A 15,877-nucleotide genomic window follows, 5' to 3' on the forward strand; every position below is an offset into this window, starting at 1 on the left:
TGAATTACTGCGTTTTTCATTCGGTCCGGGCGGAGGAGCGATTCCTTCCCCTGGACAGTGTTCCATGTGTTCCAGGTTAGGTTAGACAGTGATGCGCACACCCCCAAGAACTCCGAAGGGTTTCATGTTCGATCTGGACGGGACGCTGATCCTCTCCAACCGCAAGCTGGGCAGCTACGATGCCATCCCCGGCGCGGCGGAGGCTCTGCGCCACCTCGACGATCTCGGCGTTCCGTGGATCGCACTCACCAACGGCAGCGCCTATGCCAGCCGCGTACAGGCCCCTCGCCTGCGCGAAGTCGGACTGCCGGTGCCGGACGAAAGGCTGTTCACGCCCAACTCCGTCGCCGCCAAGGTGATCGCGGACGGCGGCTACGAGAAGGTGCTGGTGCTGGGCACTGACGGCGTGGTGGACGCGCTGGAGGAACTGGGCGTTACCTGCGTGCCGCCAAGCGGTGACCACAAGGACTGCGATGCCGTCTACATCGCCTGGCACCCGGATTGCTCGATGCCGCACATCCACGCCGCCTGCGAAGCCGTGCTGGACGGCGCGGCATTCCTCACCGCCTCCGATGTGCCCTTCTTCGCCACCAAGGAAGGCCGCAGCTTCGGCTATTCCTGCGCCATCAACGGCGCGGTCAGCCGCGTAACCGGCGTGGAGCCCCAGCCAACCGGCAAGCCCTCCGCCCACGCGCTGGACTTCATTGCCGACCAGCTTGGCATCGCGAAGGAAGACGTGGGCGTAGTCGGAGACGATGCCACCGCGGAAATGCAGATGGCGCGCGAAGGCGGCGCGATCGGGATCGCCGTCACCAGCGGCTTCACCAGCGCGGAGGAATGGGCGCAGCAGCCAGCAAACAAGACGCCCCACGTGGTGATCGAGAACATCGGCGAGTTGGCGGCGCGCATGGGATTGGGTTAAGGCCGCGCCAAAGGAGAAAGACCATGCAGCTAGGCCGCCTCAACCATGTCGGCATCGCCGTGCCCGACCTTGCCAGCGCCATCGCGCATTACCAGGAAGTGCTGGGCGCGACGGACATTACCGAGCCCTTCGACCTGCCCGAGCAGGGCGTGAAGGTGTGCTTCGTCAACACGCCGGGCCACGACGGAACAGAGGGCACGCAGCTCGAACTGCTGGCCCCGCTTTCCGAGGATTCGCCGGTAACGGGCTTCCTCGCCAAGAACCCGCTGGGCGGCCAGCACCACGTCTGCTTCGAAGTGCCCGACATCGGGGAGGCGCGCGCCGAGTTCGAACGGCAGGGCAAGCGCATTCTCGGCCCCACCCGTATCGGCGCGCACGGCACGCCCATCTTCTTCATCCATCCCAAGGACATGATGGGCCAGCTGACCGAGATCATGGAAACACCCAAGGGCAATCATTGAGCGCGAAGCTCGGCTTCTCGGTCGAGGACCTGCTGCCCAAGGCGCGCGGCGGCGGAGCGCTGAAAATGGGGCTGGTGGCGCTGGGAAAGGACGAGTGGCTCCAGCCCGCGCCCGATCTTGCCGCGCGGGCCGAGGCATTCGATGCCCATCCCGAAAGCGTGCAACTTACCCCGCGCGCCGAAGCGGCGGGAGACGAACTTGCCGCCATGCTGGGCATGGGCTGCGGCCTTGAAGGCGCGGCCCGTTCCGCCCACGAGGACATGTGCCTGCTCGCTACGGAGCCGGGCGAGGACGTCTACCGCCTGATCGGTGCCGCCGTCGCCTGGCCTACGGACTGGCACCCGGCGGACAAGCTGGGACTGCCACTCGTCGCCCTGCACGCACCGATCCACGGATACGAACAGCAGCTTGCCACCGGGGTCGACCACTTCATGGCGAAGCTGAGGCCCGGCAGGATCTTCGGCCGCTGCAACTGGTTCGTCGCTCCCACCCCCTCCTTGCGCTGGATAGACACCGCGCCGCCAAGCGAGACATTCGCGCACATCACGCCGGAAAACGCCGGCAAAACCCTGTTCGTTCGCAGCGAGCGCCAGACCCTGCGCCGCCTGCCCGAAACGGGTGCAATCGTGTTCACCATCGGCGTTTACGTGGCAGCGCTCGGTTCACTTTCCGGCGCAAACCTTGCGCGCCTTGCCCATTCGCTCGATACCATCCCGCCGGAAGAGGCAGAGCGGCGCGGGGCGCGATGGTTCGCGCCGCAACTGGCCGCCTATGCGAGAGGATAGCCCATGACGATCGCCCACCTGTTGCTACCACTGCTCCTGCAGGCTGGTCTCGAAGTCGATGCCGCCCAATACACGCCGGACTGCGCCGAACCGCAAACGCAGCGGGCGATGAACCACTGTGCCGCGCTGGAATGGGATGAGGCCGATGCCGCGCTTAATGCCCAGTGGCAGGAAACGGCTGCACGAATGCGCCGGATGGACCGGGCGACGACGCCGGATGACGGCAGGCCGGGCTACTTCAGCCAGCTACTTCGTGGACAGCGGGCATGGCTGGTCTACCGCGATCATCATTGTGCCAGCGTCGGCTATAACGCGCGCGGCGGATCGCTGGAGCCGCTGCTGGTGAGCACCTGCAAGACCGAACTGACGCGCGAGCGAACCGGACAGCTCGAGGACCTGGCGGAATGGCCGCAATGAACTTTGACTTCGAAGCTTATATCGCCTGCTTCCTGACAGGCGACGACGAGGCGCTGATACAGCGGTTCTATGCCGAGGAGTGCGCCATGCATTCGGGCAGCGGCGTACGGCGGGGACATGCGGGGATGCGCGAATTCCTAGCCTGGGCGCACGACGGCGTGCGCGAATGCCCCCGCGTCCAGCATTACCTGCAGGACGAGCGCACCGTCTTCGCCGACATCGACATGGATTTCCACGCCACCGGCCATCGTCCCGATTTTCCCTTCGGTGAAATGCATCCCGGCGACAGCATCACGGTAAAGTTCCTCGCCCGCTACGACCTTGACGAAAACCAGAGGGTGAAGACGCTTACCACATCGGCCTGGCCGCCAAACCAGGGGGTGACGAGCCTGCCCCGGCTAGGCGGACATCCAAGCCAGGTCGCCGCCTACCACGCGTACGCCGCTGCATTCTCCAACGGCGATGCCAAACGGTTCGCGCGGTTCTACACGCCGGACGTGGTGCTGGAATTGTCGTCGGTTGGCCGGATCGAGGGCGCCGAAGGCATTGCTGATTTCTACTCGAGAATGTTCGAGACGGTTCGCGAGACGCTGACTATCCACGAGCTCGAAGCGACCGACGAGCGCATCGTCGTAGACTGCACAAGCCGCTTCACGGCAACCGCCGATGCGCCGGACTTCGTCGTGGCGCCGCTTGCCAAGGGCGAGTTCGTGGAGGTCGGAGTGAGGGTCACCTACACCTTGCGGGACGGCCTGATCTGCCACATCGCCGTGGAGCGGACCCGCGATCCCGTGGCAAGCGCAGGCTAACCTCGCAGTTTCGCCGCGACCCGTTCGAGCTGTTCGGACGTGTCGACATCAAGCAAGACGTCGGGTTCTGCATCCATCGCCGTCAGGCCATCCAGATCTCGAATGATCGACGCTGCGCCGCGGCGTTCGCCCAGCCCATCATAGACCCGTTCGACGTCGAACCCGCGCAGGCAGACAGGCACTCCCGTCGCCCCATCGGGGTAACGCGTGGCCGCGCTGGTTTCGCAGTCGATCAGCGCTTTGAGATGACCGGCAGTGACCAATGGCATGTCGGCAAGCAGGATCAGGAGATCGCGCCCGGCGAACAAGGCTTTTCCCACTGCGAGGCGAACGGATGTTCCCAGCCCGTCGTTCGCATCCGGATTGACCACCAGGGTCCAGTCCGTGGCATCGTTGGCAAAAACCGGAGAAGTGGACCCGACGACGATCAGTCCCGGCCTTAGCCCAGCCTCGGCGACGGCATCGAGCGCCCACCTCCCGAGCGGTTTCCCGGCACAGTCCGCATCCAGCTTGCCACCGCCGAAACGTCGCGCCTGCCCGGCCGCAAGCACCGCGACAAGCGGCATCTCAGCCATGGTGCGGATGCCGCAATTCGTAGGCTCCGGCGATATCGGCAAGCGCCGAAAGCGCGAGGCCAAGTGGCTCGCGGCTGTGCTTCACCGTGCCGATGGGGCTGGCAATGCGGCCGATCTGCTGCGGCGCGAAACCAAGCGAAATCAGCTCTGCCTCGCGCGCCGCGCGGGCGGGGGCGCCGCCCTGTGCGCCGATCAGAAAAGCCGGTGTGGTGAGCGCCCATCGCAGGATTGCGCGCTCCCATTCGTGGTCGTGGAAAAGCAGCACGATTGCGGTCCAGCGGTCGGCTTCAAGGTGATCCGGAACCTGTCCAAGCGAAAGCGAACCGTCGTCGCGGCCATGGGTCTCGACAGCGATCCCGGCAGCCCCGGCCACCTGCGCCATCGCCGCCAGTTCAGGCCCCTCGCCGAACAGTACGAGACTCAGTTCGGGCACGTAGCGCCGCTTCGCCAGTAGGCTCGGCTCCGGCAAAGCGAGGTGAGCTTCCTTGCGCTCATCAAGCCGTACCACGGCTTCGCGGCACGCTGAACGGTCAGGGTTGGGGTCGATCAGGATGTCGAGCCCGCCGCCGCAAGGCAGGCGGAAATCGATCTTGGGGGAGCCTGCGCCGTAGCGGATCACGCGCCGCTCTCCGCCAGCAGCAATCTGCCGCGCCAGTTCCTGCTCAAGGCAGCCGTCGGCCAGGCTGCCGGTTACGCGTCCGTCGGGATGCACGGCCAGTTGCGCGCCAAGGCGGCGCGAGAAACTGCCTTCGATGTTGACAATCGTGCACAGGCCGACGCCGGTCTGGCAGGCCGCGCGCAATGCGGCTTGGTCGCCTGCCAGCTCTGCACTCATCCCGTTACTGGCTGCGCGCAGGAATCTCGGACGGGTCGATACCCATGCGCAGTTGCGGTTCTTCGCCGCGCAGTTCCTCGAATGCCACCATCAGGTTGATATAGGCGCGCCCGCGCGGAGTGCCACCGTATTCAAGGCCGGGCAGCGGCGTATCGCCCATGAAAACTGCAAAGCTTGGCACCGATTCAAGCTGCGCCAGCGCATCTTCCGGCGTGCCGCCACGCTGCGCGGTTTCCTCGGCAATCTGCACGAGGCCGCGGTTGAACGTGATCCAGCTGAGGAATTCCTCGCGCGTGTGCACGGTGCCGTGCCCGGCGATCACGCGGTCGATTTCGGGAATGTTATAGTAAGCCGCCGTCACCGTGGTGGGCAGCGCCAGCATGGAACCGCCCGAGCCGGGATCGATCAGCGGGCTCATGTGCCAGGCATAGATATCGCCCGCCATCATCGTGCGGTCTTCCGGGAAGACCACGAAGGCATCGCCATCGGTATGGCCGGCGCCGAAGTAGTGCAGTTCGATCCGGTCGTCGCCCTCGCCGATCTGGCGATAATTGGCGAATTCCATGTCTACCGTGTTCGGCGGGAACGGCCCACCCTCGGCCTGCATCCGCGCCGCCGTCTTGGCCTGCGCCACCACCTGCACGTCGTGATTCTCGCGGAAATAGCTGTTGGAGCCGACATGGTCAGGGTGCGAGTGGGTGTTGATGACCATGGTGATCGGCTTGTCGCTGATGGAACGCACCTGCTCCATGATCGCATCGCCCTGGTCCGGCACTTTCGTATCCACCAGGACAAGATCGTCGGAACGGACAAAGACAATCGTATTGCCACCCGAACCGGGGATGCGCCAGACGTTCTCGCTGATCTGTTCGGCATCGGTAACGCCCGGCAACCCTTGCGCCATTGCGCCAGTGATGGCGATACCGCCAAGGCAAATTGCCGAAAGAACTGTTACTCGTTGCATTGTTATCCGCTCCCCAGATTCAGGACTCTGTCAACGAACCAATAGGCACCTGCGAGCACCACCGCAAGCGATCCGCCGATAACGATGCGCTTTGTCACCTGCAGCGCGCGCTTCCGCAGCCAGGCAAGAGCCAGGGCGAAGGGCACGACGATGGCCAACTGGCCGATCTCCACACCGATGTTGAAAGCCAGCAGGGACCAGGCAAGGTTTCCGGTAGGCAGGCCAAATTCGCGCAGCACAAAAGCAAAGCCGAAGCCGTGGATGAGGCCGAACAGCAGGGCGAATATTGGTCGCAGGTCCCGCTGCCCTTCCTTGCGCAGGAGATTGTCCGCCCCGACGATCACGATGCTGAGCGCGATCAGCGGCTCGATCAGCCAGGCAGGCGGCGCGAATGTGCCGGTAGCGGCGAGAGCCAGAGTGACGGAATGGCCCACGGTGAAGGCAGTGACGATCACCGCCAACCGCCGAAGCGATCCGCCGATCAGGATCAGGCCAATCAGGAACAGCACGTGATCCGGCCCGATCAGAACGTGATGCGCGCCCGATGGCACAAACGTGCCGAACACCGCCGCCACGCCTGCGGCCGTGCCCGCATAGTGCGTTTGCGGCGGGCTCTCGGCGCCGAACAGGAATTGCTGTCTGAGCTCGCCTTCCTCGTAGATGTTCACGAAGGTCTGGTGGGCGGGATCGTAGGGAAACAGGTGCGCATCGACGACCAGCGAAGGCGGAGGAGCTGCATCCGAACGGAATTGCAGCAGCAGGGCGTCATCGGCTGTTGCGGCTGTAATATCATGGAATTGCAGCGGGATGGCCTCGCCATTCGCATTCGCTAAAACCAGCCGGTCGCTCAGCACGTCCACAATCCTGCTGTATTGCAACGCCAACACGCGCTCGTCGAGCAAGGTCCGCGGTTCCTCGATACCCAGTTCATGCGCGACGTCGATCGTGTGAACGCTTAGCGTGCCTTCGATGTGCTGCTCGCGCAGTTCGACGTCGGCATAACTGAAGGGCGCAGGGTGCGCTTGTGCTGGTCCTGAAATCGTCAGGACCGCCAGCAACATCAGAGCGAGAAAAGTTCGAAACGGATGCAAGATTAACACTTTGTTGCGTGAATAACACGGCGATGCGGATTGTGGGCATATTTACAAGCAGATGCTTGGAAGAGCTTATTACCGGCTTTAAACCCGTTACTAGGAGATCGGGGAACAAATGGACGGGGCTGACGGTATGGCGGGCATTGCTGTTTGGCGGCGCAGTCTGTTCGTCGTTGTCCTTCCTCTGGTGGCCAGCGCCTGTGCCACTCCATCTGCAAACATGGCGCAGCCCGATATCGTCGTCCCCGCCGAATGGCAAATTGCCGATCCTGCCCCCGTCTCTGCCGATATCACCCAGTACTGGACGCTGCTGGACGATCCGCTGCTGACCAGTTTCGTCGAGCAGGCGATTCTCCAGAACCGCGATCTTGCACAAAGCGCCGCCCGGCTCGACCAGGCGCGCGCTTCGCTGGTGCAGGCGCGGGCGGGCTACCTGCCCTCCCTCTCGGCAACGGGCGGCGTGAACCGCGATATCGGCGATCTGGCCCGCGACGGCGTGCAATTCTCGCTCGGCGCGGATGCCGCATGGGAGATGGACCTGTTCGGCCAGATCTCGGGCAATGTTGCCGCGGCTGAGGGTGAGCTGGCGGCGCAGGGCTTCTCTCTGGCAGACCTGCAGCGCCTGATCGTTGGGCAGGTGGCGATTGCCACGATCAACGCCCGCGCCACGGCAGAGCAGCTCGATATCGCACGCTCCACGCTCGCCTACCAGGACGACAACCTGCAGATCGCACGCTGGCGCAACCAGGCGGGGCTGGTTTCCAGCCTGGATGTGGAGCAAGCCCGGACGCAGCGCGCGCAGACCGCCGCCACCATTCCGCTGCTGGAAAGCAGCCTGACCGCCACGGCCAACTCCATCTCCACCCTGATCGGGGAGGCACCGGGACAGGTTCTGGCAGCGATTGTCGCGGACGAGCCGGAGCCTGTGCCCTCCCCGCCGATGCTGGCAGGGTTCGAGGCGCCTGCCGAAGTCTTGCGCCGCCGCCCCGACGTGCGCGCGGCCGAGGCGAGCCTCTTCGCCAGCACGGCCCGCATTGGCGTGGCGCGCGCGCAATTGCTGCCGCTGGTGCGCCTTTCGGGCAGCATCGGCACCGGGCAGGCGACGGCAGGCAACCTGTTCGACATTATCACCGGCGGCCTGTTCGCAGGCGTTAGCCAGCTCATCTTCGACGGCGGGCGCACCGCAGCGCAGGTGGATATTGCGCAGGCCGGGGCCGACGCCTCGCTCGCCGCGTGGGAGCAATCCATCCTAAACGCGCTGGAGGACGTGGAGACTGCCGCCGTTGACCAGCGCACCGCCGATGAGCGTGTCGCCATCAACGAGGAAGCGCTCGACGCCGCAGACAACTCGGCCCTGCTGGCGCGCAGCCAGTACCAGGCGGGCCTCACCGATTTCCGCACACTGCTGACGGCAGAGAACCAGCTGCTCTCCGCCCGCAACCAGCTCGTGTCCGCCCAGGCCGACCGGGCCATCGCCTTCGTTCGCCTGACGCAGGCGCTGGGCGGCGGATGGAGCATTTCCGATTACGATCTCCCGCCGGTGGCTGGCGCCCCTGCGGACAGCAACAGGACCGCGCAATGAGCCAGACGGACACAGAACAGGACATCGGCGAGTACCTGGCGACCGCGAAACCGCGAAAATGGTACAAGAAGCGCTGGGTCTGGGCCGTCGCCGCCATCGTCCTCGTCCTGATCCTCGCATTCACGGTGTTTTCCGGCGACGATGCCGGCCCCGACTATATCACGGCCGAGGTGGAGGAACGTTCGCTGGATCTGACGGTGACGGCCACGGGCAACCTGCGGCCCACCAATCAGGTGGAAGTCGGCTCCGAAGTTTCCGGCCGGATCGACGATATCTATGTCGATGTGAACGACGTGGTTACGCGCGGGCAGGTTCTCGCGCGGATCAACACCGACGTGATCGAGGACCAGATCCAGCAGGGGCAGGCCAATCTCAACGCCGCCCGCGCCGCCGTGCTGCAGGCGCAGGCAACCCTGCAGGCCGATACCGCGCAATTGGAGCGCCTTCGCGAAGTGCGCCGCCTCTCCGATGGCCGCGTGCCCAGCCAGGCCGAACTGGAACAGGCCGAAGCCGCCGTCAGCCGCGGACAGGCCGCCGTCGCCAGCGCGCGCGCCAACGTCTCCGCTGCCCAGGCGCAGCTTTCGAGCGCCCAGACCAATCGCGATCGCGCAGTGATCCGTTCGCCCGTTTCAGGCGTGGTGCTTGCGAGGCAGGTGGAGCCGGGGCAGACCGTGGCTGCCAGCTTCAACACCCCTACGCTGTTCGTGCTGGCCGAAGACCTTGGGACGATGCAACTGCGCGTCGATATCGACGAGGCGGACGTTGGCCAGGTGGAACCGGGGCAGGAAGCCACCTTCACCGTTGATGCCTACCCCGGTCGCCGCTTCCCCGCCGTGGTGGAGCGGGTGGACCTTGCCTCCAACAACATCGCCGTTGCCCAGCAGCAGCAACAGCAGGGCCAGCAGGTCGTCAGCTACGAGGCGCGCCTTATCGTGTCCAACGACGACGGTCTCCTGCGTCCCGGCATGACGGCAACCGCCACCATCGCCACGACCAATACCGGCACCGCCATGCTGGTGCCCAACGGCGCGCTTCGCTTTGATCCGGACGAGGAAGAGGAAGAAGGCAGCGTGTTTGGACCGCAGCAGTTCGGCCTCGACACCGATGACAGCGCCTCCATCGGGGTCGGCAGCCGCCAGACCGTGTATGTCGTTGAAGCCGACGGCAGCCTTCGCGCAATCGAAGTCGTGACAGGCCAGAGCGATGGACGCGAAACGGTGGTGACGTCTGACGAACTCGAAGTCGGCATGGAAGTCGTCACCGGGATCAGGGCAGGACGCCAGTGAGCGAAGCGCCGCTCATCGAACTGGAAGGGATCACCAAGACCTTCGGCGAGGGCGCGGCAGCGTTCCAGGCGCTGAAGGGCGTGAACCTGACGATCGAGCGCGGCGATTTCGTGGCGGTGATGGGCCCATCGGGGTCCGGCAAGTCCACCACAATGAACATCCTCGGGTGCCTGGACACGCCCACCAGTGGACGCTTCCGTTTTCGCGGAGTGGAAGTGCAGGACCTGAGCCGCGACCAGCGCAGCCTCCTCAGGCGGCGTTATCTCGGCTTCGTGTTCCAGGGGTTCAACCTGCTTGCCCGAACCTCGGCGCTGGAGAACGTCGAATTGCCCCTGCTCTATCGCGGCGAGAGCAAGAAAGTGCGGCGCGAAGCTGCGGAGCGTTCGCTGGACCTTGTCGGCCTGTTGCCGTGGGCCGATCACACGCCTGCAGAGCTTTCGGGCGGCCAGCAGCAGCGGGTGGCGATTGCCCGCGCTCTCGTCACCGATCCCGACGTGCTGCTGGCGGACGAGCCGACCGGCAACCTCGATACAGAGCGCTCGGTGGAAATCATGGAATTGCTGACCGAGTTGAACGCGCGGGGCATCACCGTTCTGATGGTGACGCACGAGGCGGAGATGGCGGAATTCGCCAAGACCATCGTGCATTTCCGCGACGGGCTGGTGGAACGCATCGATCGCGGATCGCGCTCCGCCCACACCGTGCAGGAGAGCGCCTGATGTTGCAAAACCTGCGCCTCAGGCTGGGCATGATCGGCGCCACGATGCTGCTGGCGCTGCGGGAAATCCGCCGCCACCTGCTGCGCAGCTTCCTGACCACGCTGGGCATCATCATCGGCGTTGCCGCCGTCATCACCATGGTGACGCTGGGACAGGGCCTGACCGCCGATGTGCAGGAACAGGTCTCGGGCCTCGGGTCAGATGTCTTCATCGTTTTCCCCCAGCAGGCCGATCCCAACGTCGCGCCGCCGCCGTTCGACGAGGCCGATATCCGCGCGGTGGAAAACCAGATCGCCGGAATCGAGAACACGGCGGGCTCCGTCAGCACGAATGTTACCGCTTTTCACAACGGGCAGGACTGGTCGACAAGCCTGGAAGGCGCGGACGGCGAGTTCTTCGCCGCCCAGTCCATCGACGTGATCGAGGGCCGGGAATTCAACGCCGAGGAAGAAGCACGCGGCGAAAGCGTGTGCATCGTCGGCCCCAAGGTTGTGGAGGAAATCTTCGTCGCCGACCGGGTGATCGGCGAGGACATGCGCGTGGGCAACGTGTCGTGCCAGGTGGTCGGAGTGATCGACGAGCGCAGCAACTCGGTCGGCGGCGGCGATGCCAACGACGTCATCTTCATGCCGCTGAAAACGGTGCAGCGCCGCTTCATCGGCAATGCCGACAACGTCCAGTTCTTCGTCGTGAAATACGACCCGGCTTATGCAAGCTCTGTCATCCAGCAGCAGCTGATCGACCTGCTGCGCGAACGCCGCGTGATCCAGGACGGCGAGGACAACGACTTCAACATCGTCGACACTGCGGAGATCAACGACACCGTCAACACCGTTACCGGCACCATGACGGCCGTCGTCACCATGATCGCCGCCATCAGCCTGCTGGTGGGCGGCATCGGCATCATGAACATCATGCTGGTTTCCGTGACGGAGCGCACGCGGGAGATTGGCATTCGCCTCGCCATCGGTGCGCTTGCGCGCGAAGTGCGGCTCCAATTCCTGATGGAGGCCGTGGTGCTGTGCTGCTTCGGCGGCCTGATCGGCATCCTGCTGGCGCTGGGCCTGTCCATCGTGCTGGCAGGCGTGGCGGACTTGCCGTTCATTTTCGATCCGGCAGTCAACATTCTCAGCTTCGTGTTCAGCGCGATCATGGGGATCGTCTTCGGGTATTACCCCGCGCACCGGGCGAGCAAGCTCGACCCTATCGACGCGCTCCGACACGAATAAGGGCCGCGCCCGCTGTCGGACGCGGCCCTGATCGTCAGGCGGTGTCGACTAGGACGACCTCGCTGTCTTCCAGCGCCTTCACCGTCAGCGTATCGAGATCGGCAATCGCCACGCCGTCGCGCGCTTCTGCCACCTCACCTTCGATCTCCAGCTTGCCGGTTGCGGGCACGAGGTAGCCCTTGCGACCGCCAAGGTCGTAGGTCGCGATCTCGCCCGCCGCGATGGTAGCGCCCAGCACGCGCGCATCGGCGTGGATGCGCAGCGCATCGGTATCTTCTTCACGCCCGCTCGCCAGCACGTCGAACCGGCCAGAGCGCGCGTCCTTGGGAAAGCGCTTGGTGCCCCAGCTCGGCTTGTGACCCTGCCGGTCGGGCAGGATCCAGAGCTGGAAGGAGTGGGTCTCCTCGTCGTCCATGTTGTATTCTGCGTGCTGGATGCCTGTGCCGGCACTCATCACCTGCACATCGCCGGCCTCGGTCCGGCCCTCGTTGCCAAGGCTGTCCTTGTGCGTAATCGCGCCTTTGCGAACGTAGGTGATGATTTCCATGTTCTCGTGCGGATGGGGCGGGAAGCCGGAGCGTGGCGCGATGATATCATCGTTCCACACTCGCAGCTTGCCCCAGTGCATCCTTCGCTGGTCGAAATACTGCGCGAAGGAAAAGTGGAAATTGGCATCGAGCCAGCCGTGGTTGGCCTTGCCCAGACTATCGAACTTGCGAACTTCAATCATCGCCTGTCTCCTTTGCACGAGAGATGGTGCGACCAACGGATCGCGCAATGTCGCCGTTTCTTGGGCACCCTCAAGCCGGGCTTTAGCCTTCCACGCTCAGCCGTTGATCACTGCCCGGCATTCGCCAAGGCCGATCCGCGCAAAGCCATCCTTCTCGGCAAAGGCGGTGATGATCACTTCGTCGCCGTCTGCCAGGAACGTGCGCGTTTCGCCATTGGGCAAGGTGATCGCCTTCTTCCCGCCCTGGGTCAGCTCGATCAAGCTACCCTCGCCGCCCTCCTCGCCGCTGGTCAGGGTGCCGGTGCCGAGCAGGTCTCCGCTGCGCAGATTGCACCCGCCAACCGAGTGGTGGGCGATGAGCTGTGCCGCCGTCCAGTACATGGCTGTCATCGGACCGCTGCTGAGCTTGTGCGGTGCCTCGCCGTCCTCGCGCATCTTGGCAGTGGCAATGAACACTTCCATCGTGATGCCGAAGGCGCCGGTGGCCTGGTCACGCTCGTCAAAAAGGTATTCCAGTGGCTTGGGATCGCCTGCGGGCCGCGCGGGCTGCGCGGTGCGGAACGGGGCCAGCGCGTCCATCGTCACGATCCACGGAGAGATGCTGGAGTGGAAGTTCTTCGCCAGGAACGGCCCAAGCGGCTGGTATTCCCACGCCTGGATGTCGCGCGCGGACCAATCGTTGAGTATCGAAATCCCGGCGATGTGCTCTTCTGCCTCGCCGATGGGAATTGGGTGGCCCAGAGCGTTACCCCGGCCGACCCAGATTGCCATTTCCAGCTCGTAATCGAGCCGCGCGCTGGGGCCGAAGGGAGGCTCTGCGCCTTCTTCGGCAGGCTTCTTCTGGCCGCTGGGCCGCTTCACGTCCACGCCGGACAGGCGGATCGACGAGGACCGACCATGATAGCCGATGGGGACGTACTTGTAGTTCGGCAGCAGCGGGTTGTCCGGGCGGAACAGGCTGCCGATGTTCTCGGCATGGTGGATGCCGGTGTAGAAATCCGTGTAATCGCCCACCGTCACCGGAAGGTAGAGCTGACAGTCCTTGGCCTTGTGCAGGGCGGCGTCGACGGCGCTCTTCTTGTCCTCATCGGTCAGCAGCTTGAACACGCCCTGGCGCAGCGCGCGCAGCGAATCCGGGCCGCGATCCAGCAGTTCGTTCAGCGTCGACTGGCCGGCGAGGCGCGCTGCCGTTGCAGCTTCCAGTTCCAGCAAACCGGCGATGTCGCCAAGGTCCAGGATCATGTCACCGATGGCCATGCCGCCCCGCGGGTTGCCGTCGCTGGGGCAGAACACGCCCAGCGGCAGGTTCTGCACCGGGAAATCCGGATGGCCGTTGGCGCTTTCCACCCAGCTTTCCGCTTCGGGATCGTGGGTGAAATCGGTGTCGATGGTCGTGTCGGTCATTTGGGTAGTTTCGCTTTCTCGAAGCCTTCCCAGCAGGCATCGTAATCGGGTTGCAGTGTTCCGCCGTTCATGGCGAAGTCGGTGGTCTGGATGATCGCCCGGCTCTCGAACATGAAAGCCAGCGTATCCTCGATCTTGGTCGGCTTGAGATCGACCTCCATCGCCTTGCGCGTGCTGTCGGCATCGGGGCCGTGGCCGTTGAACTGGTTGTGAAGCGATGCGCCGCCGGGCACGAAGCCGCCGCCCTCCTTGGCATCGTAGACTCCGTGGATCAGCCCCATGAACTCGCTCATGACGTTGCGGTGGAACCACGGCGGGCGGAACGTATCCTCGCCCACCATCCAGCGCGGCGGGAAGATCACGAAATCGCAGTTGGCGGTGCCCGGCGTGTCGGAAGGGCTGGTAAGCACGGTGAAGATCGAGGGATCGGGGTGATCGAAACTGACCGTGTTCATGGTGTTGAACCGGGCGAGGTCATAGCGGTAGGGCGCGGAATTGCCGTGCCAGGCGACGACGTCGAACGGCGAATGGTCGATGGTGGTCGTCCACAGCTTGCCGTTGAACTTCTGGACGATCTCGAAGTCCTCGTCGCGGTCCTCGAACCAGGCGACGGGCGTTTGGAAATCGCGCGGGTTGGCAAGGCCGTTCGCGCCGATCGGCCCCAGATCGGGCAGGCGGAAGGGCGCACCGAAGTTTTCGCAGACATAGCCGCGCACCGGCCCGTCGATCTCGACGCGGAAGCGCATGCCGGCAGGGATCAGGGCGATGTGGCCGGGGCTGATTTCCATGCGGCCGAGTTCGGTAACGATGCGAAGATCGCCCTCCTGCGGCACGATCAGCATCTCGCCGTCGCTGTTCTGGAACGCGCGCGTGTCCATGGTGGCATTCGCGGCATAAAGATGGATGCCGATCCCGCTGGTCGATGGATCGCCGTTACCGCCGAAAGTCACTATGCCATCCACGAAATCGACGGTGCTTTCCGGCATGGGCAACGGATCCCAGCGGAGCCGGTTGGGGGTAGTGTGGCTGCCATCGGGAGCGGCCAGGTGCCGCGCACCGTTGTAAGGCCGGAACGCGCCGTGCGCCGTGGTGGGCCGCATACGGTAGAGCCAGCTGCGTCGGTTCTCCACGCGCGGGGCGGTGAAGGCTGTTGTACTGAACTGCTCCGCATATAGCCCGAATGCGGGCCGCTGCGGGCTGTTGCGCCCTTCCGGCAGAGCGCCTTCGACAGCCTCGGTGGCGAAGTGGTTGAGAAATCCCGTCTGGTAATGCATCTGTTAGTCTCACCTGAAACTTCTTTTCAGGCTCAATGCCTCGCTTCGCGCGTATGATCAATGCCAGTAATCGTTGCTCGTAGTTGGACAACGACCGAAACCTCAGGAGGTGCCAATGAAGCTGTATGGATATTGGCGAAGCTCGACGAGCTATCGCCTGCGCTGCGCGCTGGAATTGAAAGGGCTTGAGTACGAACAGGATCCCGTCAGCCTGATCGAGGCGCGCCACAAGGAGGACAGCTTCACCTCGCGCAACCCCTTTGCCGGGGTGCCGATGCTGGAAGCCGATGGCCGCGACCGTGCGCAGAGCATGGCCATCATCGCCTGGCTGGACGAACGCTATCCCGACAAGCCGCTTCTGCCCTCCGATGTCGAACAGCGTTTCACCGCGCGCGAGCTTGCCTATGCCGTAGCAACCGAACTGCACGCGCCGCTGAACCTGAAAGTGCTGAAATACCTGAAAGACCCGCTGGGTCACGACCAGGAAGAGATCAACACCTGGTATCGCCACTGGCTCGCCGCCACACTCGTGCCGGTCGAGAAGCGGCTGAAGCAACTGGATACCGGCGACTTCCTGTTCGACCGTCCCGGCCTTTTCGAAGCCGTGCTGGTCCCGCAGCTTTACAATGCGCGGCGTTTCGATTTCGAGCTCGACGCCTGCGACAAGATGGTGCGCATCGAACAGGCCTGCCTCGCCCTTCCGGAGTTCCAGCGCGCCCATCCGGACAACCAGCCAGACGCGCCCGAGGTCTAGCATGAAAGCCAGCCTTGCCCCCGTCGCGATGCCCGTT

General features: G+C 64.4%; 17 protein-coding genes. 10 read left to right on the plus strand and 7 right to left on the minus strand.

Translation table 11 applies throughout. The annotated features are described in order from the left end of the window. Window positions 1–124: 124 nt before the first annotated feature. The 5 genes from ABFX23_RS07460 to ABFX23_RS07480 are packed head-to-tail and all read left to right on the plus strand — an operon-like array spanning window position 125 to window position 3,394. On the plus strand, window positions 125–922 hold the full coding sequence (locus ABFX23_RS07460) for an HAD-IIA family hydrolase (RefSeq protein WP_346032456.1): 798 nt from the start codon (window positions 125–127) through the stop codon (window positions 920–922). Between the two features lie 23 nt (window positions 923–945). Then, window positions 946–1,383, plus strand: a complete 438-nt coding sequence (gene mce, locus ABFX23_RS07465) for a methylmalonyl-CoA epimerase (protein WP_346032457.1) — start codon at window positions 946–948, stop codon at window positions 1,381–1,383. Further along, window positions 1,380–2,168: a heme-dependent oxidative N-demethylase family protein gene (locus tag ABFX23_RS07470; protein WP_346032458.1), complete on the plus strand. Its 789-nt coding sequence runs from the start codon at window positions 1,380–1,382 to the stop codon at window positions 2,166–2,168. The genes mce and ABFX23_RS07470 overlap by 4 nt, the downstream gene beginning before the upstream one ends. 3 nt (window positions 2,169–2,171) lie before the next feature. Continuing rightward, window positions 2,172–2,585 carry a lysozyme inhibitor LprI family protein gene (locus tag ABFX23_RS07475; RefSeq protein WP_346032459.1) on the plus strand — a complete coding sequence of 138 codons (414 nt, stop codon included), beginning with the start codon at window positions 2,172–2,174 and terminating at the stop codon, window positions 2,583–2,585. Further along, window positions 2,582–3,394 (plus strand): nuclear transport factor 2 family protein, encoded by an 813-nt coding sequence (locus ABFX23_RS07480; RefSeq protein ID WP_346032460.1) that lies wholly within the window; start codon window positions 2,582–2,584, stop codon window positions 3,392–3,394. Before ABFX23_RS07475 ends, ABFX23_RS07480 begins: the two co-directional genes overlap by 4 nt. Here the strand turns inward: ABFX23_RS07480 and ABFX23_RS07485 are convergent. From ABFX23_RS07485 to ABFX23_RS07500, 4 genes are read right to left on the minus strand one after another with little or no spacing between them, the layout of a single operon-like run. Further along, the gene (locus ABFX23_RS07485) at window positions 3,391–3,969 is read right to left on the minus strand and encodes a nucleotidyltransferase family protein (RefSeq protein WP_346032461.1); all 579 of its coding nucleotides are present in this window, start codon (window positions 3,967–3,969) and stop codon (window positions 3,391–3,393) included. The two genes, ABFX23_RS07480 and ABFX23_RS07485, sit on opposite strands and share 4 nt — an antisense overlap. Beyond that, complete coding sequence (locus tag ABFX23_RS07490) at window positions 3,962–4,804, minus strand: XdhC family protein (RefSeq protein WP_346032462.1); 843 nt, start codon at window positions 4,802–4,804, stop codon at window positions 3,962–3,964. Before ABFX23_RS07490 ends, ABFX23_RS07485 begins: the two co-directional genes overlap by 8 nt. 4 nt (window positions 4,805–4,808) lie before the next feature. Continuing rightward, window positions 4,809–5,768 carry an MBL fold metallo-hydrolase gene (locus ABFX23_RS07495; protein WP_346032463.1) on the minus strand — a complete coding sequence of 320 codons (960 nt, stop codon included), beginning with the start codon at window positions 5,766–5,768 and terminating at the stop codon, window positions 4,809–4,811. Between the two features lie 2 nt (window positions 5,769–5,770). Continuing rightward, window positions 5,771–6,829: a HupE/UreJ family protein gene (locus tag ABFX23_RS07500; RefSeq protein WP_346032464.1), complete on the minus strand. Its 1,059-nt coding sequence runs from the start codon at window positions 6,827–6,829 to the stop codon at window positions 5,771–5,773. 148 nt (window positions 6,830–6,977) lie between these two features. Between ABFX23_RS07500 and ABFX23_RS07505 the strand changes: the two genes are divergently transcribed. The 4 genes from ABFX23_RS07505 to ABFX23_RS07520 are packed head-to-tail and all read left to right on the plus strand — an operon-like array spanning window position 6,978 to window position 11,678. Then, on the plus strand, window positions 6,978–8,444 hold the full coding sequence (locus ABFX23_RS07505) for an efflux transporter outer membrane subunit (RefSeq protein ID WP_346032465.1): 1,467 nt from the start codon (window positions 6,978–6,980) through the stop codon (window positions 8,442–8,444). Next, complete coding sequence (locus ABFX23_RS07510; RefSeq protein ID WP_346032466.1) at window positions 8,441–9,730, plus strand: efflux RND transporter periplasmic adaptor subunit; 1,290 nt, start codon at window positions 8,441–8,443, stop codon at window positions 9,728–9,730. The genes ABFX23_RS07505 and ABFX23_RS07510 overlap by 4 nt, the downstream gene beginning before the upstream one ends. Next, complete coding sequence (locus tag ABFX23_RS07515) at window positions 9,727–10,449, plus strand: ABC transporter ATP-binding protein (protein WP_346032467.1); 723 nt, start codon at window positions 9,727–9,729, stop codon at window positions 10,447–10,449. The genes ABFX23_RS07510 and ABFX23_RS07515 overlap by 4 nt, the downstream gene beginning before the upstream one ends. 29 nt (window positions 10,450–10,478) lie before the next feature. Then, on the plus strand, window positions 10,479–11,678 hold the full coding sequence (locus tag ABFX23_RS07520) for an ABC transporter permease (protein WP_346032562.1): 1,200 nt from the start codon (window positions 10,479–10,481) through the stop codon (window positions 11,676–11,678). A 34-nt stretch (window positions 11,679–11,712) separates the two neighbouring features. On the opposite strand, the gene ABFX23_RS07525 is transcribed toward ABFX23_RS07520, so the two are convergent. The 3 genes from ABFX23_RS07525 to hmgA form a co-directional block, all read right to left on the minus strand. Beyond that, window positions 11,713–12,408, minus strand: a complete 696-nt coding sequence (locus tag ABFX23_RS07525; protein ID WP_346032468.1) for a pirin family protein — start codon at window positions 12,406–12,408, stop codon at window positions 11,713–11,715. Between the two features lie 96 nt (window positions 12,409–12,504). Continuing rightward, window positions 12,505–13,812, minus strand: a complete 1,308-nt coding sequence (gene fahA / locus ABFX23_RS07530; protein WP_346032469.1) for a fumarylacetoacetase — start codon at window positions 13,810–13,812, stop codon at window positions 12,505–12,507. Continuing rightward, window positions 13,809–15,086, minus strand: coding sequence for a homogentisate 1,2-dioxygenase (gene hmgA, locus ABFX23_RS07535; RefSeq protein ID WP_346032470.1), 1,278 nt, complete (start codon window positions 15,084–15,086; stop codon window positions 13,809–13,811). Before hmgA ends, fahA begins: the two co-directional genes overlap by 4 nt. Before the next feature lie 115 nt (window positions 15,087–15,201). Here hmgA and maiA point away from each other — a divergent pair, with 115 nt between their 5' ends. Continuing rightward, on the plus strand, window positions 15,202–15,840 hold the full coding sequence (maiA, locus tag ABFX23_RS07540) for a maleylacetoacetate isomerase (protein WP_346032471.1): 639 nt from the start codon (window positions 15,202–15,204) through the stop codon (window positions 15,838–15,840). Window positions 15,841–15,877 lie beyond the last annotated feature (37 nt).

The sequence above is a fragment of the Erythrobacter westpacificensis genome (assembly GCF_039542285.1).
Classification (GTDB): Bacteria; Pseudomonadota; Alphaproteobacteria; order Sphingomonadales; family Sphingomonadaceae; genus Alteraurantiacibacter; species Alteraurantiacibacter westpacificensis.

Bases quoted from the DNA above. Each gene is read 5' to 3' on its own strand.
- ABFX23_RS07460 (WP_346032456.1), top strand. From the start codon at position 125: ATGTTCGATCTGGACGGGACGCTGATCCTCTCCAACCGCAAGCTGGGC.
- ABFX23_RS07490 (WP_346032462.1), bottom strand. From the start codon at position 4,804: ATGAGTGCAGAGCTGGCAGGCGACCAAGCCGCATTGCGCGCGGCCTGC.
- ABFX23_RS07485 (WP_346032461.1), bottom strand. From the start codon at position 3,969: ATGGCTGAGATGCCGCTTGTCGCGGTGCTTGCGGCCGGGCAGGCGCGA.
- ABFX23_RS07520 (WP_346032562.1), top strand. From the start codon at position 10,479: ATGATCGGCGCCACGATGCTGCTGGCGCTGCGGGAAATCCGCCGCCAC.
- maiA (WP_346032471.1), top strand. From the start codon at position 15,202: ATGAAGCTGTATGGATATTGGCGAAGCTCGACGAGCTATCGCCTGCGC.
- ABFX23_RS07525 (WP_346032468.1), bottom strand. From the start codon at position 12,408: ATGATTGAAGTTCGCAAGTTCGATAGTCTGGGCAAGGCCAACCACGGC.
- ABFX23_RS07480 (WP_346032460.1), top strand. From the start codon at position 2,582: ATGAACTTTGACTTCGAAGCTTATATCGCCTGCTTCCTGACAGGCGAC.
- hmgA (WP_346032470.1), bottom strand. From the start codon at position 15,086: ATGCATTACCAGACGGGATTTCTCAACCACTTCGCCACCGAGGCTGTC.
- ABFX23_RS07475 (WP_346032459.1), top strand. From the start codon at position 2,172: ATGACGATCGCCCACCTGTTGCTACCACTGCTCCTGCAGGCTGGTCTC.
- mce (WP_346032457.1), top strand. From the start codon at position 946: ATGCAGCTAGGCCGCCTCAACCATGTCGGCATCGCCGTGCCCGACCTT.
- fahA (WP_346032469.1), bottom strand. From the start codon at position 13,812: ATGACCGACACGACCATCGACACCGATTTCACCCACGATCCCGAAGCG.
- ABFX23_RS07495 (WP_346032463.1), bottom strand. From the start codon at position 5,768: ATGCAACGAGTAACAGTTCTTTCGGCAATTTGCCTTGGCGGTATCGCC.
- ABFX23_RS07510 (WP_346032466.1), top strand. From the start codon at position 8,441: ATGAGCCAGACGGACACAGAACAGGACATCGGCGAGTACCTGGCGACC.
- ABFX23_RS07505 (WP_346032465.1), top strand. From the start codon at position 6,978: ATGGACGGGGCTGACGGTATGGCGGGCATTGCTGTTTGGCGGCGCAGT.
- ABFX23_RS07500 (WP_346032464.1), bottom strand. From the start codon at position 6,829: ATGTTGCTGGCGGTCCTGACGATTTCAGGACCAGCACAAGCGCACCCT.